Genomic DNA, 20,777 nt, shown 5'->3' with positions numbered 1-20,777 from the left:
TCTATCGGAAGAGAACGCTATGCTATTTAGAGACAATGAGATAAACTTGTCCATAGTCGAGAGAATTATGACTAAACAGTTTTTCAGTGTATTTTTCAGCGTGACGCTTCTCCTGAGCTTTTGGCCGGCGACCTTCGTCCAGGCACAAAGCCCAGAAGACAACCCAGATCCACTTCTGACCGAGGTTTCCTTGACCTTGTACGAGTGGAATCCAGGCCAAAGCGGCGATATTGAGATTAAACTCAAGCTTCCGAAGGGCTATCACGCCTACGAAGACATGTTCCGTCTGACTTTGCTAGACCCAGATGGCTTCAAGATGTCAGCCTTTAAGCTGAAGCCAGTGCATGAGTTCTATGACAAGTTCAGTAAAAAGAACCGTCGTGGTGTTGAAGAGCGCGGAACAATGAGCGCGCATATCGAAGCTCCACTCAGCTTTACAAAGAGTCACAGCAAGCTTGTTTTAGAACTCACCTACCAAGCATGTTCAGACACATTCTGTCTTTTCCCTGTTACCAAAAAATTGGAAACTCCGATCAAACTTATCGGCGCCCCCGTTGAACCGGTTCTGCAACCGGCAGAGGACAAAGTTTCACAACCGATTTCTAAAAATATTTTCTCGGCTGATTATTTTGCCGAGATGCTTAATCGCGGTGGCTTTATCATTTTTGTGTTGGCGTTCTTTGCAGGAATTCTAACCAGCTTCACACCGTGTATTTTCCCGATGATTCCAATCACACTAGCTGTTTTGGGCAACGATTCGAATAAACGTTCGCGGGCGCAAAACTTTTTAGTCAGCTGTATTTATGTTCTCGGTATCGCTACCACTTACTCTATTTTGGGATTAGTTGCGGCAACAACTGGAACTCTGTTCGGAGCAAGTCTTGGCAATCCTTATGTGTTGTCGATTATCTGTTTTGTGTTTTTAGCAATGGCGCTTTCCATGTACGGACTTTATGACATCCAAGTTCCTGCATGGATGCGACAACAATTCGGCGGCAAAGTTGAAATCCGCAATCAGCACTTAAAAACTTACCTGACGGGACTCTTTGCAGGTATCGTTGCAAGTCCGTGTGTAGGCCCTGTCTTGGTGACCATTCTTGCTTATGTGGCCACTCACCAAAACAAAGTGCTCGGCTTCTTCTTGCTGTTCACATATGCACTGGGTTTGGGTTTGATTTTCTTAGCGTTGGGACTCAGTAATCAATTGATTCGCATGCTTCCTCGCTCTGGCATGTGGATGAACGGAGTCAAATTTGTTCTGGGCTCTTTGATGTTGAGCGCTTTTTACTACTACTTAGATTTATTAATTCCTACCCGCGCCTTCGATGCGGCTCTGGGATTAGGCTTGGTAGTGATCGCAAGTATCTATGGCGCCTTTAAACCCGTTAAGAATGCAAGCGGGGCACTTCTTAAAGGCCTGATGGTTACTTTGCTTTTGGTCGGTTTGGGTTACATCTCTTTTGGTGTCTTTGATTTACGACCACTCGTTTCTCAAAGACATATTTCTGAAGGAGGCGTCACCAAAGATCAAAAACTGGGATGGCAACCTTTCAGCGAAGAGCTTTTGCAAAAAGCCGCTGCAGAAAAACGTCCCGTCATCATCGACTTCTGGGCCGAATGGTGTGCCGCTTGCCATGAGTTGGAACAATTCACTTTCACCAACCCACTGGTACGTACTGAATCTGAAAAGTTTATTTTACTGAAGTTCGACGCCACAAAAGACTCTCCGGAACTTCGTCGTTTGAAACAGAAATATAAAATCCAAGGGCTGCCTACTGTGATTTTCTACAATCCAGCCGGAACTTGGATCGAATCGCTGACTCTGACCCGTTTTGAAGAGTCGCCGTCTTTCTTGAGCAGAATGAAAAAGGCCCAGGAGTAACCCTAGGCCTTGATGATTTTCCTTAACGCAATATGTTAGAAGCGCTTCAAACGGGCGATTTCCATCTTCGCTTCGTTCAATGCCGTATAGGCCGCTGCTACTTGAGCTTCTTTTTCAGCAAGCAGCTTTTGCAGATGGTTCAAACGGACTTCAAAGCTTTTGATCACATTGTTGTGTCGATCGACCATCTCTTGGATCTTCATATCGAGAGCTTTTCGCTCAGCAAGTTTGTTATTTATTTGCTGAATCTTCTGACCTGCTTCGAGTGCAAGACCGTTGTGGCTGGTTTCAAGGCGACTGAGTCCCTGTTGGAAGCGCTCCATGCGGGCATTTCCAGTCTTATTGGCCTCATTCAACGCCTGGGTGAGCTTACTTAACTGCTCATTTACATTCAGCATTTGGCTTTTGAGTTCAAAGATCTGGCGGTCCGTGTTCAGGTATGCTGGATCCGTGCTGGGAGCAGGCGGTACAAGGCCTTCTCTACGAGCGGGCGTCGCACTCTTTTTTTCTCCGAAAATTTCGGGATTCAATTCCTTTTGCATGACTCCTCCTACAGAATTTGCTACGACTCCCATGCTATTTCTTCTGGACACTAAAATCAATTCTTCATAAAAAGGTCTCATGCTAAAAGTTGGGCAACTCATCAGATTTGTAGCTGGTCTTAATCCGCAGAATACTCCTGCGAAGCTGTCCTTTTACAACTTCTTGCGTGGTTTTCCTCATCCTGACGATGCTTTGACTCCAGAACTCATCGAATTGTTCTTCATTTATTGCATGGACTACCCGCACTGGGCTGCGAACAAAAATCAGCTCAGCAACGAGGTCCAGTATCTGTTAGAAAACTTCAACACCTTCTATCAGCAGAATTTTGACCTCAGCAAAATCCGTTTTCCGCAAACCATGCAGCTTTTGGAAATTGAGCGCCCGACGGACCTTGAAGACGTTTTGATGATTTTTCTGAAGCGCCAATACTCTGAGGCCGATAAGATCCGCATCATCAATGACCAAAACAAACGCATGGTCGCCCTGGTACTTCACGAAGACCGCTCGCTGACAGTACGTATTTTTGATAAAAAATTCACGATTCGTGATGGCCACTTAGAGCCTCTCCGTAAGGACTTGGCTTTGTATTACACAGCCGGCTTGGAGCTCAGCCCAGATCATAAACAAAAGATCGAAGTGGCTCCTTACATCGTGGCCGAATTCCGCGTGAAGAATGATAAAGTCCATGGCGCCCTTTTGCGCGGCTACGTGTATCAGAAACTCCTCGAATTCAAAGGGGAATCTCTGAAAGAGCAAACTCGTTTGCTCTACCCTATTAAGCGCCTGGAACAATTCTTCATCGACCGTCGCACAGATCCTTACTACCAGGATCTGATCAGCCAGCTTGAAAGAACCCTGGCTCTGATCCAACAAGGGGACCCTGAGGCCCTCAACTGGAGTACGATGATTATCAACCAGGCCGAGACCGCCTTGGAAAACGTTTTCACCGGTGACAAACTGCTCACTCTTCTGGTAAGAGATCTGCGTCATACTAGCGAATCTACTCGCAAATTGAACCCATCTCTGAAGATGGGCAAATCTCTGAATGAGGCGGATGAAGAATGTCTGAAAATAACTCCGAGAACAAACTACGACTTAACAAATTAATCGCAGACAGCGGGCTTGCAAGCCGTCGCCACGCCGACCGCATGATCGAAGAAGGTCAAGTGACCGTCAACGGCAAGCGCGTATACGAATTGGGTATCAAAGTAGATCCAGCTCACGACCACATCATGGTTAACGGCAAGTCTCTTAAAAAACCTCTCGAAAAAATCTATGTCATGCTTAACAAGCCAAAAGGTGTTTTGACGACGATGGAAGATCCTCTCGATCGTCCAACAATCGCTGAATACCTCGAGAAAGTTCCTGGCCGCGTATTCCCTGTGGGACGTCTGGACTGGGACTCTGAAGGTTTGTTGCTTTTGACTAACGACGGTGATTTCGCAAATCGCGTGACTCACCCAAAATCTGAAATCACAAAAACCTACATGGTAAAAGTCGACGGACAACCAACGAAGGAAGACTTGCAAAAGCTTCTTCGCGGAGTTTCCATCATCGGCGGTAAAGTGGCGGCAAAACACATCGAGAAGATCAAACGCCCTGAAGGTTCTGATCAATACGACTGGTACAAGATCGTCATCACCGAAGGTAAGAATCGTCAGATCCGTCAAATGTTTGAAAAAATCGGCTTTGACGTCATGAAGCTTCAACGTGTGGCCATCGGTCGCCTGCGCATCGGTAACGTTGAGCGCGGTGATTTGGTGTTCTTGAACGAAGCAGCTGTTGAGCGCGTCTTCTTGGCGGATGCTCCAGATGAAATCAAAGTAAAGAAAACTTATAAAGGCCGTGCAGTCGCACAAAGAAACGCAGCTGCTGAAAAAGCTGGCGGTAAAAAAGCTGCTGCTGGCGGCACCAAAAAGCCTTTCGCTAAAAAACCTGGGAAAAAGTTTGTTGGCAAACCAGCTCCTGGTAAAAAATCATTTGGCGGCAAGACAAAAAAATCCTTTAATAAGGGATAGTGAATCGCAAACAACTCGCTGGCATTATTGAAATCACCCTGGGAAGCCTTGGATTTGGCTTTCTAGGAATCTTTGGAAAATGGGCCTTTGCCAGTGGTCTCGGAGTTGGCGAACTTCTCACCTACAGATTTATCATCGCAGCCTTGCTCTTGTGGGCAGGGCTTTTTATTTTTAGCCGCGATAAAATTATCATTCCCCGCGCACAGTTGGTGATCTCTGCGTGTCTCGGGATTTTGGGCTATGCGGTTTTCGCGACCCTCTACTTCACGGCCATCAAAGGCATGAGCGTGGGCCTTGCGGCTTTACTTCTTTATACCTATCCATTTTGGGTCAGTCTTTTAGGGCATTTCTTTTTGAAAGAGCGAATGAATCAGACTCAATGGCTATTGCTCTTAGGAGCCTTTATAGGAGTCTCTTGCTTGCTGTGGGGGCAATTCCATATCAGCAATATGACGGCCCTTATAGCGGGTTTAGGGTCGGCTCTGACTTATGCCGCTTATATTCTGTTTTCTGCTCGTTATCAGCGCAGCGTAAAACCGATTTCATCTAGTTTGTACGTTATTACCTTTGCCGCAATAGCACTGGCGGTCTTTCATCAACCCAATCTTCAGATGTGGAATGTTTTAAGTACCTATCAATGGCAAGTGGTCTTAGCCATCGCCAGTATTTCGACGATTTTACCAATGACCTTGATTCTGGCAGGATTGCAAAAGCTGAAAAGCTCGCAAGCGGCATTGATTACGATGCTTGAACCCGTCACTGCAGCTATTGCAGCCGGCATCTTTTTGCACGAGAGCATGAGCACTCTGCAAATCATTGGTGCTACGATTGTGATTACTTGCCTGGCACTGAGTATTCTAAAGCCAGGCAAATAGATTTATTTGAAGACCACGCACTTCCAATTACGGCTAGTAAGCGTGCAATTTGAAGTATGGTTGCAGCCCATACGAATTGAAATGTTACCTGCTGTCGCCATCGCACTCCATGACACACGACCTGCTGTCGATGAGGGATCCGCACTCGGAGAACAATGAACAATATCTCCCGCATTCACATTTGCCGCCGTGATATCAGAGCAAACGACAGAGGTTCCCGCGGTAATGGGACTTGTACAGGTCAATGAGGACGCAGAAAACGGAAGCGGTGGGATATCAGCCACCCAGTTGGTACCATCATAAACCAATGAGATAAATTTGTTAGCGACCAAGTCACCTGCAGCTACCGCAACACCGGTTCTTGCGCTGAAAATACTTTTCGCACCTGTGGCGTCCACATTCAAAGTGGCAGCACCCGTATTCGTCGCATTAATTTTAACAATCACAACAGTGCCACTCACTGGACCTGCTGCGATCGCAACTGTGTTCGTTGCAGTATACGCCGTTGTTGTGCCCGCTGTGGTTGGCGCTACGTGCGCCGTCGCTTGACGAGCAATCCCCGTGACATTTCCGGTTACGTTTCCAGTCACATTACCTGTGACGTTACCGGTAAGATTTCCTGTCACGTTGCCACTGATAGCACCTGTAACTCCAAGAGTCCCGCCAATAGTAGCGTTGTTCGTTACAGCAAGTGCTGTTCCCACGTCTGTTAAATTTACGGATGTGATATCCGTATTCGCGCCACTAGCTGCAGCTGCTAAGTTTCCACGAGCCGCAGCCGCGTCTGCGACATCGGAAAGATTGTTGCTTGATTGTAGAACCGCTGAAGCTGCGAGTGTCGCTGCAGTCCCAAGTCCTCCGACATCGGCGGTTGTCAAAGTTACCGCTCCGGTTCTACCTGCGACACTTGTCACAGCAGCAGCCGGCATCACTGCCCAAGTACCGTCACCTTTAAGATAGTGAGTCGCATTTCCAGAGCTGCTGATTGTTGCTAAATTTCCTAAGCCTAAATTAGTACGAGCAGCCGCTGCAGAAGAGGCTCCTGTACCACCGTTCGCAAGTGCTACTATGCCGGAAACATTTCCTGCGGTCGTTGCTGTTGTTGCGCTCGTAGCGCTGGTTGCGGAAGTTGCAGAAGCTGCCGTTAAAGCAGAGTTTGCATAGTTAGAATAAATCGCTAATGGTGAAGACACGATGTCGATACCCGCAAAGCTTGCGTCGTCCGCTCCACCGAAACCGTCTTTATTGATATCCACGATCACGTCGAAAACAAAAAGGTCCGAGTTCGCAGCATGTGCAAACACGCTACCATCAAAGCCATTCGTCAACGATTGGCAGTTCGAGTTTCCGGAAAGGATAACGTTGAAAATACCATCTTTCACCGGCACGCTTGCCGCCGCTGTTTGACACCACATCACGGTCGAATTGCGCTTCACTAAAAAGCGCATCGGGTAACCGGTCGCATCGTTCAAGGCTGTCGTGCCCTGTTTAAGATAACCTTGGATGACGGCCCGGTTATTGAAAAACTGAGCCGAGGCTTGAGTACTCAAACCTAAAACAAGTAATAACAGTGTCGTCGACGTACCACGCACTTCAACCTCCTAAGGGCTGAGCTGTTTTACATAGTTAGTAAGACCAGTTTCCATCGTATAGCCAGTGTTTCCAGTGGATGCCGTGGATTTTCCTGCCACAGAACCCATATAGACATTGGCCATCTTTGTTGAACCAGACGTTAAATTTTCCAAGCGCGGTGCCGCGCTCATCATTGCAAGTCCGGTGTTTGGATACCGAGGATGTCCCTCTCCCAAAGTAATTGTATTAACAAAGTTCACCGCAGCTAAGGACACAATCAGTGGAATACGAAGAGCATTCCCATCGCTGTCATAGGCGGTAATAGTGACTGAAGCCGAGCCTAAAGCCATACACGCTACAAAGTTGAATGTGCCTGCGTTCGAGTTGTTCGTTGCTGTCAGTCCCGTCAAAGACAAAGACGTAATAGTTGCAGCGTTATAGATGCCATTAAAATTAACTTCAATAGTGTTGCCCGTGCACGAGCCTGTATTCAAATCTCCATACAGGTTTTGTGTCGCGATAAACGGTGGCTGCAAAGTCACCATATTGCCGTTACTTATATAAGTGATGCTGGTCCACTCTGGAATATATTCTGCCAATGGGTCTTTTGAGTTCTTGTTTTTACCCGTTCCCGCTCCGCAACCCGAAAGGACAATAGCAACGAGTACTATTATTAGTATCCAGACTCGTTTGAGGTTTTCTTGATGTCCCGCCCTGTTTTGCATAGGGAACATATCGGGTAGTTAAGATTTTTTTACAGAGATCCAAACAAAGAAAATGTTTTTGGAGCACTCAAAGTTCGCGAATCAGCTTTATTGCAGAATACTTCGTTCATTTCCACTGAAGTGAAAAACTATTTGTCATAATTCCGAATGTTTCCTGAGGTTCATTTCACTAGAGCGAACACTTTTGAACTGGTCTTGAATGGAATTTAACAACTCGATCACTCATGCGAGTTCAAAAAACCACGGCTAGGTTTTAAAAAAGGAAACTAAGCGGCTCTTTGCTGATCGCGAGTGAGTCTATCAATCGCAAGTTCTTGCAGGTACTTCGCTAAGAAAATATTCTGAGCGAGCAATTTATAAAATTCGTTTTGATTGATTTCAATCATCAAGGTTTCACGCTGGGCTAATACCGAAGCAGAACGAATGCCTTGATTCGCAAGCAAAGCAATTTCGCCCAAGAAAGCCCCTTGACCAAGAACATTGATATTTTGATTGTTTTTGTTCACAACAAGCGAGCCCTGAATGACGACATAGGCGCTCTGTCCCTTATCTCCTTCGTGGAAGAGGACTTGGCCGTCTCCGCAACGGACAAATTTTCCAGAGTGGCTAAGAGCATCGAAGCAGTCTGAAGGCACCTCTTTGAAAAGCGGTGAATTCAACAATGCATGCTGCACCCAAAAACGGTATTGCAAACCTTGTGCTTTTTCTTTTTTCAAATAGCGGTCAAAAATTTCCGGCAAGCAAGGAATACGCAAGATACGGCAATCTGACATCGAGATCACATCTGCACTGCGCGGTTGACCCAACAAGAATGCGCCTTCTCCGAAAACAGCGTGGTCTCCGAGAGTGGCAACGAGGTATTTACCCCCGCTTTGATGTGGACGATATACTCCTGCTGTTCCTTTTAAAATTACAAACAGGTCTCGAGTCAATTCACCCTGACGACAAATCAAAGATTTTGGCGGCACATGGTGAATCGTCGCTTTTGACAAAAGGAAATCCGCTAATTGAGGCTCCAGCGATCTAAAGAACGGAAGTTCTTTATAAGTGCGCATAGATCCCATCGTGCTCTCTGGAAGTTCAAGATTGATAATCTTATTCCAAAGCGACTTTTCTGAAACCGGCTTCATCTTATCAAAGTAAGCATAGAAACTTGGGTTACGAACTGCTTTAGCAGCTACTAGCTTTTGCATAAGGTCTGCAAACTCTACGAAATTAACCAACCAGCCTTGATGTAAGAAGTGATGTACAACGGCCTCAATAGACTTGCCCCCTTGCAGAATCTGCAAATAGAGCTTTTGCAGGTCTGTCAGATCCGGCAGACCAGCAAATGGGGGCTCAAAATGAACAACTTCTTTTTCGATTTTCATCGTTAGGCGGCCTTCCCAAGAAGTTCTTCAAGTTTTTTCAAATGTGGATTGGTGTTGTAGTACAACATATCGCTTTGCTTATAGTGCTCCACAAGTTTTAGCGCCACGTAACGGCCGCTGGCTTGGTGGACTTTGTCTGAAGAGCGCAAAAGGCTTTGCACTCTTGTAACTAGCTCTTTGTCGACCACTTGTTTCCCTGTAACTACCAACGCATCGGCAGACACGCGATTGTGGTCCGAGTGGATAAACTTTTTCAAGAAGCGGATGTTAGATGGGATTTCACCCAATACTGAAACCGCATTGGCTTGTACGCGCGCATCCGCAAATTGCAAATAGAGCTTCAAAATTTCTGTCAGTTTTTCAGAACCTTTTCCTGGTGGAATCAGGTTTTGTGTCAAAGAAACTGCCGCTGAAAGAACCTTTGGATCTACAGGCTTATCATGAGACTTGCGATAGACCATTTCCAAGAAATGCGTGAATGATTTTTCAAGGTCCGAACAAATGATGTGGGCCTTGACGTGTTTCAAATCACCGAAAATACGGAAGTAAAGGTCGTCCTGCTGCTCATCCACAAGTTTTTCCATGTACTTCAGCAAAGACATCAAGTTCAGGTCACTACGATAGTACGTACAATATTCGACTTTGTTCTTCTCAAACAAAAGATCTTGAGGTGCAAACTCACTGACCATTGCGTATTCGTCACTAAACGATTCCAGACTGCAGATACGAGAAACATATTCTTTGCAGCTTTCTGAAAGTACCAAAGTATTTTGTTTTTGAGTTTGAACTTGGGCAAGGGCTTGGGCCGAGCTTACAAATGGCAGACCGCTCAGATTGAATCCACCTTCTACTTTAGTAAAGTGAACCGTACCGCTTGCAACACTGGCTTTGAGTCTAAACGCTGAGCCAGCCCCTGTTGGTAACGTTTTTTCAATTTCTTCTGCAAGTTCAAAGAACGAACGAACACAAGCAACGCCCATAGGCTCAACAGCTTTGCGAACGCCTTTAAAGTGGAATACCAATTCACTACCGATAGTTTGGTAATGAAGTCCACCGTAACGACCAATCAATTCGTGAGCTGCCACAAAGTATCTATTCAGAATTGCCGTTAGATGCTCGCTCTTACCCAAAGATGTTTGGGTATCATGACTTAAATCAACACGAACGACCGTACTTTCGAAAGTTGCCGGTGCGAAGGTATTGTTTTTGATTTCAAATAAAATCGCCGCAGGTAAATTGCTGTGACTTTCCTTAAGCACTTTCGGAGCATGTGATCCCGCAGCGACCGATTTTAAAGGTGCTTCTGGCTCTGTCTTCTGCAAACCTCGAAGTTTCGTGAAGCTAACGGCATCTCTATATATAGAGAAGAACAAAACGGCTGCAAATATCGTTACTATAGCCAAGTTGTGCAACATCAAGTACTTTTGCTCGCCCAAAGCAACCCGCATCAGTGACTTCTTGGCAGTATTCACTCCTACCGTTAGATGGTAGTCATAGATTTGAATCGTTTTAAAAGTGACATCGGAACCCTCAACAAACTGATTTAGATCAGAATATGCATGAGAGAACTCATCAGGATTGTTTTGTTTGTTATAGAAGGTAACGACTTTGTCTTTTCTTTGCAGAAGATAGAAATCGACCATTCTGAATTCGCGAGCATGCTTCAGACGTTCTGCCAGAGAATCTATATTGTCTTTGATAATCATGTTGGCAGAGAATTCTAAAACGAAATCCACGTCTTTCTTACGATCTTGAATGACTCGGTCTACGCGCGACGTAATATTAAAATAGTATTCTGCTGACACAACGCCAACGTAAGCCACCCAGAACATCGCGATGGCTAAAAGCAGAATGGTTTTTCTATTTTTCTGTCGCTTCGACAAAACAATTCCTCCGTAATACAACTCGATCGAAATTCGTTTCGATCAACTCACTATGAGTCGTATCGGCGTGCGACGGAAAAACTATACTGGACTGGCCTCAAGAAGTTAGAAACTAACCTAGGTCTGGGGTCTAAAGGGAGGGCTTCCGAGATTTCAGACATATCTCGAGGGACGAACCCCCGCTTTTTTGAAAATTGGCCCCTCCGTGGGACTTTGTTGATGGGGCTAAAGCATCATATTTAGCCCCTGCGTCCTTGCTACTAGAACTGTTCAATTAGAAGCGCCAAATGAAGCGCCACCATGGATTTCTACGAGGACGCTCCGGTGGAGTCATTCTTGGTGTGGGCGCAGGTGTTGGTGAAATCACCGGCGTCGCTCGTGGTGTTGGCGAAGGCATAATCACTGGTGTCGGACTTGGTGTTGGAGCAGGAGTCATTACCGGTGTTGGTGTTACACGCGGAGTAGGAGTTGGTGTCGGCGTCATTACTGGCGTCGGCGTAGGAGTCGGCGTCATACGCGGAGTTGGTGTTGGTGTCGGAGTCATCACCGGTGTTGGCGTTGGTGTAGGTGTTACACGCGGAGTAGGCGTAGGTGTCGGAGTCATCACCGGCGTTGGCGTTGGTGTCGGCGTTACACGCGGAGTTGGTGTTGGTGTCGGAGTCATTACTGGAGTCGGAGCTGGAGTCGCTACTGGCGGTGGCGTTTGTCCTGTAGCGTAGTTTGCCTTCAAATAAGAAGCCAAACTTCTCAAGTTCAAACTTTTACCATCCATGACTGAATTCGTTAGGTTGGCGTTAACTTCAGAACCAAGCTTTAGAATTTGTTCAACCATTGCAGGAGTTGGCTTGAAATTATGGCTCTTCAACCAGCTTGCAACAATCGCAGCTGCACCCGCAACTACAGGTGAAGACATCGAAGTCCCTTGCATTTCGCCGTAACGACTTCCCATCGTCGTCGACAAAATACCGTTAGAACCTGGTGCCGCTAATTCTACATAAGTTGTGCTGTAATTTGAAAAAGAGCTTAAACGTTTTGATACCGAATCGATCGAAGCAATCGCAATCACACCTTGGAAGTCTTTGCCGTATCCTGCAGGCGAAACGAAGTTTGTAGTTGATAAAGCAGCGCTATCATTTCCGGCAGAAACGATAACAGTAACACCAGCTGCAACGGCATCTCGCAAAGCATTTTGCATTGCCGTTGAACGACCATTACCACCAAGACTCATGTTGATGACGTCAGCCTTTTTCTCGATTGCATAGCGAATAGCATTGATGATGTCGGTGTTGCTACCGCTACCTTGAGAGTTCAATACCTTGAGTGCCATGATTTTAGTACTCTTTGGAGCAACGCCAGAGACACCAACAGCGTTATTTGAAACCGCCGCTGCAAGACCCGCAACGTGTGTTCCGTGACCAGCATCGTCTGTTGGTAGATTGTCATCATTAACGAAGTCATAACCGGCACTACCCGTGCCGTCATTCCAAAGATTGGCTTTCAAGTCTGTGTGATTCAAATCAACACCGGTATCGATAATTGCTACAACCGCATCTTGAGTTAAAGAACCGTCAGCCAAAAAAGTATCAAAGCCCACAGGAGCTTCGATCGAAGCTAAATGTCTTTGCTGAGCAAAGCTAGGGTCATTCGTTGCTACGGTCGTTTGAAACATCAATTCATTAGAAACTTCGACAATGCAATCATCGCCTTCAGCTTGAAGTTTTAAATCTTCTAAAGCCATGTCTTGATTTAAAGTTACAGAGTAAGCATGTTTTTTAAGACGGATGTTTTCTTGGCGGCTGTCTGCGACTTTTTCAGATAAGTCTTGAGAAGAGGACTGGCCGCTTTGTTTTTTGCTGTCACGGCATTCGTTGCTTACAACAGCCATGAGCTTTGTACCGCTTGGAAGAACGATTTTTTCTTCAGAGACGCTGTTCGAGCTGAGAGCTTCAGAATTAGCTTCTGCAAACCCGGCGTTGTCTTGAGCAAGCTGTTGGAGGTCGATTTGAACTTTCTCAGAATGAGAAGACTGGCCTTTACCGCAACCTACTAATAGTAATGTCCAAACAAAGATGCCTAAGGCTAAAGTGATGCCTGTGTTCATATGTGTTCCCCCACATTTGGGAACAAAGCAAAATAGGAACCACACCCGTCCCCACGTCAGTTCGATTTGAGCGTATACTTTTTTGATAGCTGTTCAGGTTTTTCAAGACATGAAAGTTATGGCCCGGTCTCTTTTTGAAACAGGCTTAATGAATTATTAAGATTGTCTGAATTTTGGCCGATAAGATAAACATACGGAGGTTTCACCGATGAAATCTGCAAAACTACAATCTATGCTTGTATTTGCGATCTTGGCTTTGATGCTGACTGCCTGTTCTATGGAAGCATCTATTCAAAGCCTTGTCCCTGATATCAAAATATTCAAAGCTCCTGGGCAGGCCCACGGTATTACTTCGGGTTCTGGTCAGATGAAAGTTACTAACACCGGCACTTACAAAGTTTCCGCGTCTGTTGGTATCGTCGGCGCTACGAACGGTGCTAACAACAGCGCAGTTCACACGACTTCTGGCGGATACAAAGTCTATGGCACTGTTCAAGGTGCGATTGTTTCTCAATAGAAGCGAATAGACCTGGCTGAAAGCCTTATAAAGTTTCAAAATAAAACAACCGAAGAATTCCCCAGGGAGTGTAGACTATGAAACCTTGGGGATTTTTCTTTTTAGCGTCTTTGTTAGCAAGCAACGCGACGATGGCCCAGGATCTCAGTATCGTGGATGTGCGCAGACACATCACGTTGTCTGATGATGATGTTGTCTACAAAGACTTCTACATCAACGGTGGCGAATCCGATGGTCTTAAGAAAAACCTCGTAGTCACGGCTGTTCGTAAAATCCAAGTGCGTGATTCTAGTGGTTCTCAAAGTTACGGAGAAATCCAAGTTCCTGTGGGTCAACTTCGAATCATTGCAACTTATGGCAAAGTCTCTGTTGCTCGCGAATACAAACTTCTTTCGCGTGATGAGTTGCCGATGCTCGAGCAAACCGGTCTGATGAACGGTGATAAGATCGAGATCAAAGGCGCTTTCATGGACAACAGCAAACCTATTTACAAAAAGAAAACGGCTGAAGTGATTGCTCCAAAAGAAACAGCTGTCGTTGCCGTGGTAACAGCACCGGCAACTACAACGGCCCCTGCACCAGTTGTCGTAGCAGTGGCTCCTCAAGGACCCGCGCCAGCATCGGTAGCCCCGGCTGAACCTAAAAAGCTTGAAAAAACTGCAGACGCAGGCGCTGCCAAAGCTCAATAAAATTAAGATCTTAGTTTACAAAGCACTCGCCGCTGGACCCCCGGCGGTTTTTAGGGCACAACTACGACCCTATGAACTCATATTTTCGCGTTCGCCTGAGCCAAGTCCCTACTCTTCTTGAAGACGAGATCACAACCCATTCTTTCGAGCATGGAGCTAGCGGTGTTACTGAAGCCCTTGCCTATACTCAGCCAGATCTCACATACGATCCGGATTTGATACCAGTAAAAACCCATGAGTTGGACGTGTTCTTTTTAGAAAAGCCTCAAGATAACTTTTTCTCGGGACTTTCATCTTTTGATAAAAATATTCAGTGGAAAATCTTTGAAGAAGAAAACAAAGATTGGCTCGAAGAGTGGAAAAAAGGTTTTAAACCTTTTCAACTCGTTGGTCCTTTTTGGATCGTGCCTTCGTGGCTTGAAACGCCTGCTGAGTGCGAACATCCGATCTTTATCGATCCGGGAATGGCGTTCGGAACCGGCACTCATGCAACGACAAAAATGGCTTCTTACTTTGTTCACAAATTGGCTGAGAAGCACAAAAAAGAAGTTCCGAACTGGACTCTGTTGGATGTCGGTACTGGGACGGCAATTCTTGCGATGCTTGCGGCAAAAAGTGGTTTTGGCTTAGTCACAGGCATCGAGATCGACCCTGAAGCTCGCCGTGTTGCTAAAGAAAACGTAAAGCTGAACAAGATGCCAGAAATTGATATCTCGGACGCTCTTCTTGAAGAGGTCAAAGGCGAATACGACGTCGTGATTGCAAACATCATCGACGGCGTGCTTATTAATATCCGCAAAGATCTTCTGCGTGTTCTGAAACCAGGTGGCTTCTTGTTCCTAACGGGAATCCTGACTGAAAGAGACAATTTGTTCTTCGAAAAATTCATCGAAGCTTCAAACTTGAAAGTTCTGCGCCGTCTTGAAAAAGAAGAATGGGTTGGCTACTGGGTGCAAAAACCAGAAGTCACAGTCGAGGCAGAGGACTAATATGCGCCGTTACTGGATTGAAAAGAAGGATCACTTCGGCGATCGCGTGAATTTCACGGGCGATACCTTTCATCATATTTTCGATGTTTGCCGCCAAGAAGTCGGATCCAAATTTGAAGTCCTCAACGAAGACAGTAAAGCGTTTTTGGTGGAAGTTATCACTGTTGGTAAGAAAAACGCTGAAGCCCGCATTTTGGAAGAGCGCCAAATTCCTGCTCTGCCGGAACCACATATTCACTTGGCTTTAGCTGTTTCGCGTTTTCCGGTTATGGATGCTGTTGTCGAAAAGGCCGTCGAGCTTGGTGTGAAGAGCATTCAACCTCTTTTTACAGAATTTAGTTTTGTACGCACGCACAATGCGCTTTCTGCAAACAAGGTCGAGCGTTGGGATAAAATCGTTCGTTCGGCCACCCAACAAAGTGGCCGCGGGGATCTTATGCAAATCAGCCCCGCCGTGCCCCTTGATGAGTTTTTAGGCAAATTTAACCAGAAGTCGTCGGCATTGGGTCTTTTTGCTTATGAGGGCCAGTCAACTCTGGGCGTTAAAGACTATCTCCGCCAAAAGAAGGCCGAGATAGGGGAAAAGCCCAAAGAGGTCTGGATCTTCGTCGGTAGCGAAGGAGGCTTCTCCTTTGCTGAAGTCGAAAAAATGCGACAACTGGCCCTTCATCCAGTGACACTTGGATCCCAAGTTTTGAGAGTGGAAACGGCTTGCATGGCCCTAGTCTCCGTCCTAAAGTATGACTTTGATCTGATGTGTTGATTCCTCACGTGTCAGGAAAGGGAGATGGAATGGATCCATTTGAAGAGTTTGAGTTTAAGCCCCTCACGGAAGGTCTGGGTTTTCACAAAAAGAAAGCATCAAATCCTAAAACAACTGATCTTGATTCTTCTTTTGAAGTGACCAAACCAGGACTCAGCTTAAATCAAACCGGTCTTTCTCTTCTTGAAGACGAAGCCGTAGATCCACTTCGTCCACCACTTCCACGCAAATCTCAAACTCCAGCGATCGAGCCTGAGGCTTCTCCGTCTTCTTCAGCGGTGGATGAAATCCTTAAGACTTTGCAAAAAAACCGTCGTTTGGATTTTGAAAACAAGTCTGCGGCCAAAGCGGCCACTAAACCAGTAGCAGCTCCAAAAGTAGAAGAGTACAAAGCCGATGTTTGGAATGTGTCTTCTGCGCTTTTGGATTCTATGCTTGTTATCGCTGCCAGCCTTCTTTGCATGATCATCGTTTTGATGGTGACCAAAGCTGATTTGATCGCGAACCTTTCAAATCCAGATGAAAGCGGCATGATCTATCTTTCGACGTTCGCTCTTTTAGCATCCGTCAGCTTGATCTATCTTTTGGTAAACCGCATGTTCTTGGGCTCAACTCCTGGCGAGTGGGCGTTTGAACAACGTATCGGTCAACCGGAAGAGATCAACACGGCAATGTACTCTGTTCGCGTGTTGGCGCGTTCATTGGTTGTGATTGCAACCGGCTTTATCGTGCTTCCGATCTTGTCTGCTCTTTTGAACAGAGACCTTGCTGGTGAAATCACTGGCGCTCGTCTTGTAAAAAAGGTTTAGTTTTCTATGGGCCAGGTCTCTCAGTTCGATAAAATCGCTACGGATCTGGCTGCTTACAAATCCCAAAACAAAAAAATCGTTTTCACGAATGGCTGCTTTGATCTGCTTCATGTCGGCCATGTTCGCTATTTGCAAGAGGCCCGCAAGCTTGGTGATATTCTTGTTATCGGCGTGAATAGCGATGCCAGCGTGAAACGTTTGAAGGGCCCTACTCGCCCCGTGCAAATCGAAGCCGACCGTGCGGAAATTCTTGCGGCCTTGGGTTGCGTAGATTTCACAGTCATTTTCACCGAAGACACTCCGGAAAAACTTATTAAAGCTGTGAAGCCCGACATTCTCGTTAAGGGTGGCGATTGGAAGATCGAGCAAATCGTAGGCTCTGACTTCGTCATCGCAAACGGCGGCAAAGTCATGTCGCTGCAATTCGTGGACGGTAAGTCTACGACCAAACTTATCGAAAAAGCTCAGAAATAATTAGAAGCGGACGCCGAGTTTACCTGCGTATGTCGATTGCACGTAGCGGTCTACTTCCAAGGCGATGAAGACGCTTGCCATCTTGATGCTAATACCAAACATCGTATGTGGTGAATAGACGTCTGCGGATTCCGTGTTGCCTGTATCGGTGACACCATCAGCGCCGCCAACGAAAGTTCCGACCGAGCGCGCTTGCCCGATACCAAAGAACAAAGACACGTCTCTCATGTTCACGGAACCGACGAGGTCCACGCCGGTGGTTTCAGCTCCTAAAAGATTATTGATGTTGGTACCCGAACCATGCACGACTAAGCTTAAAGCTGCAGGCATGAACTTCGTTTCGTAAAAGCCCCAACGCAATTGGGCTCCGTAACCTGACACAGACTCATCCTGTGGCATCGGAATGAAATGCACGAAAAGATCCAGGTTATAGAAAAGACCTTTTCCAAGCATCAAATTGAAATAATTCAGATCCGTTTTCGAATTGGATTTTGTTCCCAAGCCTGCAAGATCTGCTAAAGGAATATACTCGCTGGTCATCCCAACTTCGACGCCGTGAAAACCACCCAAAGGGTAAGGGCTTGAAAGCAGCTTCGAAGCCGTGCCGAAACCCAAGATACTCAAAGCTGTTTTGCGTTCAGAAGCATTCAGATTCTGTGGGAAGTCCAAAGCCGCAAAAGCGGAAGAGGTAAAAATAAAGATGAAGACCGCGATGAGTATTCTCAGCATGTCTTCATCAAAAACCAATTCGGGGAATTAGTCTAGGTGTTTGAAAGGGACTGGATTTGAGTCAGTGCGTTTTGCGCAAGGCCAACAATCGTGCTGTCACCACTTGTCGTCAAATCTTGAAGGATTGAAACGAACTGAGTGTAGGTTTTGCCTGTGCCTGATGCCACAACTCCGCGACCAGAATCATAACGGTTACCGTCATTAGGATTCGTTTGACCATTTTTTACTTTTTCAAGACCCGCAACCATCACCTGAGCGGCATGAAGAACTACTTGGCTGTCGTCTGATTGAAGAGCCAAAGCCAAGATGCTCAAGCGAGAAGTCTGCATATAAGTTGCCAAGTAAGAATCTGCACTCTTTTTAACATTTGGATCCAACCTGTCATAGCTATTAGAAACAATCGAGAAGCTTCTCAAGCTTGGTACGCTTTGACCGATCACAAGACCCAAACCTTGGGTTTCAGGATTTGAACTTTGTAAAAGGTCGTTCATGATTGTGTATAAGGCTGCTGAATCAACTTGCTTGTTGTTAAAAGCAGAAACCAATTTCAACACGTTGGCTCTTGTTGGTTGTCCTACAACCAACGCGCGCCATTGAGCTGCACTCATACCGTCTTTATCCACTGGAGTTTGCGCGCCCACTGGAACTGTTGTTGTTTGAGCTTGAAAGTTCGTTGGAGCAGGTGCCTGAGTGGCCTCACCACTTCTTACAGAATCACCGCCTAGAGTCGCCGTCGCCTCACCCACCACGGTTACGTCCACTTTAGGCTTTGCCGCTGGTGGAGCTGGAAGGATTGGTTTTTGCGCTGCTTTCTGAGCCGCAGCTTGCTTCTTAGGATCGATTTTAGGAGCGTCCTTACGAACACCCGCAGCTTCTGTTTTAACATCCGTGTTAGAGAACGGATTGATTTCTTTACGATTAATCTCGCGACCTTCAAGGCCGAAGAAGAAGTTATAAAGAGCGCTCTTAGGGCGTGGCATGCTGAAAGACATGTCGAATTCGGCCTGGCGAACGGTTTTTACGGCACCGCGGAGGAAGTAGAAACTTCCAAAAGCTATAATCGCTGCAGCCAGAAACATTCCTGATACATATCGATTTGTGTTGCTCATAAAAACCTCGCTTATTGTTATAACTATTCAATAAGCCAAGGATGTGCCAGCAGGGTCAGCCTATATGCGTCCTGGGGGTCTCACCCTGGGACTGTGCGCGCAGTACGACAACTTGCGCGCACGTGTGCATACTACTTAGACATTCTTATTTTGAGACAGCCTGTTTGCTGCGGGCTTCTGCCCTTGCCCTTCGGGCTAACGCTCATAAATAGCATCCTGCTATTTCTGTCGAGTGGCAGGACACCAGCCAGGACGAGGCCCTATAGAGGGAAACTCGCGACAGACGTCAGGACGCTTCTCGTAGACCGTGCAAAGACGGGTTTTTGAGTCGAGAAAATAGCAATCACGACCGTATTTCTGAGTCAGCATAAAGAGCTCCGTCCCCTGACGGTAGCTGCTTACAATGCCTTCTTTCATCAACCTTTTTGCGATTTTTTTGATAGAGCCCAGCGCTTCATCTTCACTGACTACTCCAAGACGGATTAAGTCGCTCAAGCGCACTTCGACAGGCATTGTGCAACAGCCGCCCCAACAGCCATCACACATTCCTTTGCGATAAAATTTCCAAGTAGAGGGGCGATCTATATCAACCAGGCTCATGCCGCTTATATTACGGAATAATAGGGGCCTTTGTCACTAGTTGACTGTTGTAGCGGGCCTGCTCATCCATGGGCTGTAAAACCACTAGGGTGTAACCACGGTCATAAATAGCTCTCAGAAAATGCGGCAGAATTTCCAGAGTTCGGCGCTGAGTATCGTGAAACAAAACAATGCCTCGTTGAACTTTGTCGATTTGCGCCAAAACGTTTTGCAAAAGGACTTTATTGTCCTGAGCTTTCCAGTCACCAGAATCGACGTTCCAATAAAATTGCCCTACTTGCCTTGAGGCCAAAAAAGCGCTGAGCGCCGGATCGGATTCCCCAAAAGGAAAACGAAAAAACGGATCCACAAACCCCAAAACGTCTTGCAAGGCCTGGTGCCCACCGCGAATTTCTGCTTCGGCTTCTGCAAATGTCAACGGGGTCCCGTTATTGGCTTTGGCACAAATCGCGTTGCTAGCCAGACATCGATGAGTCATCGAGTGAGACCCCATGATATGCCCGTCAAGCGCCGCCCGCTTCACGATCGCAGGATTCTGTCGTACATGCGGGCCTACATGAAAAAACATGACCTTGGCTTGAACCATCTCAAGGATATCTAAAATTCGTGGCGTAAGGCTCGGCTCGGGGCCGTCGTCGAAACTCAACACCAACTCTTTTGGCTGCACATCTCCTGTGGCGGCTCGATAGCCTTTTGAAAGATCGCGTTTTTCCGCGCGGGGCTGAAAGCGAAAATTCAAAGTGCTATCTTTCAGAGACTCCTTCTGTTCTTTCCAGTAATCCTCTAAGGTTTTTTTCAAATCGCTTTTACAATCTTTCAAAAGACCTGCATTGGTTGAGCTATTGATTTCTTCTTCAAACAAAGACAAATCCTGCCCGTTCAGTTTTGCAAGCCCATCGCAAACAGTCTTGCCAATAGTTGAATCACTGGCGGCTTGTTCACGGTATTTCTGAAATAACTTTTTTGGATTTTCTTCAGAGCTATCCCACTCTAAAAGACTTTTTGCATTTTTGTTGGCGTCGATCGAAGCATTGAAATCTACGGGCGTAGCCTTTGTACAAGCGAGCAGTCCAAGTGCTACAAAGATTATGTAACATGAATGTTTCATAAAAACTCCTAAAGCTCTGCC

General features: G+C 46.3%; 20 protein-coding genes. 10 read left to right on the top strand and 10 right to left on the bottom strand.

Going from position 1 to position 20,777, the window contains the following annotated elements; all coding sequences use genetic code 11:
* The first annotated feature begins 67 nt into the window (after positions 1–67).
* The gene (locus ACLWBB_RS03100) at positions 68–1,882 is read left to right on the top strand and encodes a protein-disulfide reductase DsbD family protein (protein ID WP_413290098.1); all 1,815 of its coding nucleotides are present in this window, start codon (positions 68–70) and stop codon (positions 1,880–1,882) included.
* A gap of 35 nt (positions 1,883–1,917) precedes the next feature.
* Here the strand turns inward: ACLWBB_RS03100 and ACLWBB_RS03095 are convergent, their stop codons facing one another.
* The gene (locus ACLWBB_RS03095; protein ID WP_413290097.1) at positions 1,918–2,424 is read right to left on the bottom strand and encodes a hypothetical protein; all 507 of its coding nucleotides are present in this window, start codon (positions 2,422–2,424) and stop codon (positions 1,918–1,920) included.
* Positions 2,425–2,503: 79 nt separating this feature from the next.
* Between ACLWBB_RS03095 and ACLWBB_RS03090 the strand changes: the two genes are divergently transcribed.
* Genes ACLWBB_RS03090 through ACLWBB_RS03080 form a run of 3 tightly spaced genes read left to right on the top strand, consistent with a single transcriptional unit; the run spans position 2,504 to position 5,318 of the window.
* On the top strand, positions 2,504–3,532 hold the full coding sequence (locus ACLWBB_RS03090; protein ID WP_413290095.1) for a hypothetical protein: 1,029 nt from the start codon (positions 2,504–2,506) through the stop codon (positions 3,530–3,532).
* Positions 3,487–4,443, top strand: a complete 957-nt coding sequence (locus ACLWBB_RS03085) for a pseudouridine synthase (RefSeq protein ID WP_413290094.1) — start codon at positions 3,487–3,489, stop codon at positions 4,441–4,443. Before ACLWBB_RS03090 ends, ACLWBB_RS03085 begins: the two co-directional genes overlap by 46 nt.
* Positions 4,443–5,318 (top strand): DMT family transporter, encoded by an 876-nt coding sequence (locus tag ACLWBB_RS03080; protein ID WP_413290093.1) that lies wholly within the window; start codon positions 4,443–4,445, stop codon positions 5,316–5,318. Before ACLWBB_RS03085 ends, ACLWBB_RS03080 begins: the two co-directional genes overlap by 1 nt.
* 2 nt (positions 5,319–5,320) lie before the next feature.
* Here ACLWBB_RS03080 and ACLWBB_RS03075 read toward each other — a convergent pair whose 3' ends face one another.
* From ACLWBB_RS03075 to ACLWBB_RS03055, 5 genes are all read right to left on the bottom strand, one after another.
* Positions 5,321–6,910, bottom strand: coding sequence for a hypothetical protein (locus ACLWBB_RS03075; protein ID WP_413290092.1), 1,590 nt, complete (start codon positions 6,908–6,910; stop codon positions 5,321–5,323).
* Between the two features lie 9 nt (positions 6,911–6,919).
* The gene (locus ACLWBB_RS03070; protein ID WP_413290091.1) at positions 6,920–7,615 is read right to left on the bottom strand and encodes a hypothetical protein; all 696 of its coding nucleotides are present in this window, start codon (positions 7,613–7,615) and stop codon (positions 6,920–6,922) included.
* A 266-nt stretch (positions 7,616–7,881) separates the two neighbouring features.
* The gene (locus ACLWBB_RS03065) at positions 7,882–8,985 is read right to left on the bottom strand and encodes a cyclic nucleotide-binding domain-containing protein (protein ID WP_413290090.1); all 1,104 of its coding nucleotides are present in this window, start codon (positions 8,983–8,985) and stop codon (positions 7,882–7,884) included.
* A 2-nt stretch (positions 8,986–8,987) separates the two neighbouring features.
* Positions 8,988–10,868, bottom strand: a complete 1,881-nt coding sequence (locus ACLWBB_RS03060) for a hypothetical protein (RefSeq protein WP_413290089.1) — start codon at positions 10,866–10,868, stop codon at positions 8,988–8,990.
* A 274-nt stretch (positions 10,869–11,142) separates the two neighbouring features.
* Entirely contained in the window at positions 11,143–12,969 is a 1,827-nt protein-coding gene (locus tag ACLWBB_RS03055) for a S8 family serine peptidase (protein ID WP_413290088.1), read from the bottom strand.
* A 208-nt stretch (positions 12,970–13,177) separates the two neighbouring features.
* Between ACLWBB_RS03055 and ACLWBB_RS03050 the strand changes: the two genes are divergently transcribed.
* The 6 genes from ACLWBB_RS03050 (at position 13,178) to rfaE2 (ending at position 17,210) form a co-directional block, all read left to right on the top strand.
* Entirely contained in the window at positions 13,178–13,486 is a 309-nt protein-coding gene (locus ACLWBB_RS03050; RefSeq protein ID WP_413290087.1) for a hypothetical protein, read from the top strand.
* Between the two features lie 77 nt (positions 13,487–13,563).
* Entirely contained in the window at positions 13,564–14,175 is a 612-nt protein-coding gene (locus ACLWBB_RS03045; protein WP_413290086.1) for a hypothetical protein, read from the top strand.
* 71 nt (positions 14,176–14,246) lie between these two features.
* A complete protein-coding gene (locus ACLWBB_RS03040; RefSeq protein WP_413290085.1) occupies positions 14,247–15,164 on the top strand; it encodes a 50S ribosomal protein L11 methyltransferase in 918 nt (305 codons plus the stop codon).
* A gap of 1 nt (position 15,165) precedes the next feature.
* Entirely contained in the window at positions 15,166–15,927 is a 762-nt protein-coding gene (locus tag ACLWBB_RS03035) for an RsmE family RNA methyltransferase (RefSeq protein ID WP_413290084.1), read from the top strand.
* A 29-nt stretch (positions 15,928–15,956) separates the two neighbouring features.
* Positions 15,957–16,736: an RDD family protein gene (locus ACLWBB_RS03030; RefSeq protein WP_413290083.1), complete on the top strand. Its 780-nt coding sequence runs from the start codon at positions 15,957–15,959 to the stop codon at positions 16,734–16,736.
* Between the two features lie 6 nt (positions 16,737–16,742).
* Entirely contained in the window at positions 16,743–17,210 is a 468-nt protein-coding gene (rfaE2, locus tag ACLWBB_RS03025; RefSeq protein ID WP_413290082.1) for a D-glycero-beta-D-manno-heptose 1-phosphate adenylyltransferase, read from the top strand.
* Here rfaE2 and ACLWBB_RS03020 read toward each other — a convergent pair whose 3' ends face one another.
* The 4 genes from ACLWBB_RS03020 to ACLWBB_RS03005 all read right to left on the bottom strand — a co-directional run bounded on the left by ACLWBB_RS03020 (position 17,211) and on the right by ACLWBB_RS03005 (position 20,756).
* Positions 17,211–17,939, bottom strand: coding sequence for a hypothetical protein (locus tag ACLWBB_RS03020; protein ID WP_413290081.1), 729 nt, complete (start codon positions 17,937–17,939; stop codon positions 17,211–17,213).
* Positions 17,940–17,971: 32 nt separating this feature from the next.
* Positions 17,972–19,048, bottom strand: a complete 1,077-nt coding sequence (locus tag ACLWBB_RS03015) for a hypothetical protein (protein ID WP_413290080.1) — start codon at positions 19,046–19,048, stop codon at positions 17,972–17,974.
* 219 nt (positions 19,049–19,267) lie between these two features.
* Positions 19,268–19,648, bottom strand: a complete 381-nt coding sequence (locus ACLWBB_RS03010; protein WP_413290079.1) for a YkgJ family cysteine cluster protein — start codon at positions 19,646–19,648, stop codon at positions 19,268–19,270.
* A 10-nt stretch (positions 19,649–19,658) separates the two neighbouring features.
* Entirely contained in the window at positions 19,659–20,756 is a 1,098-nt protein-coding gene (locus tag ACLWBB_RS03005; protein ID WP_413290078.1) for a polysaccharide deacetylase family protein, read from the bottom strand.
* Between the last annotated feature and the right edge of the window lie 21 nt (positions 20,757–20,777).

The sequence above is a fragment of the Bdellovibrio sp. HCB337 genome (assembly GCF_047302465.1).
Classification (GTDB): Bacteria; Bdellovibrionota; Bdellovibrionia; order Bdellovibrionales; family Bdellovibrionaceae; genus JACMRP01.
Note: the sequence above shows the minus strand (reverse complement) of the source record. Positions and strands in the feature narration are given on the sequence as shown.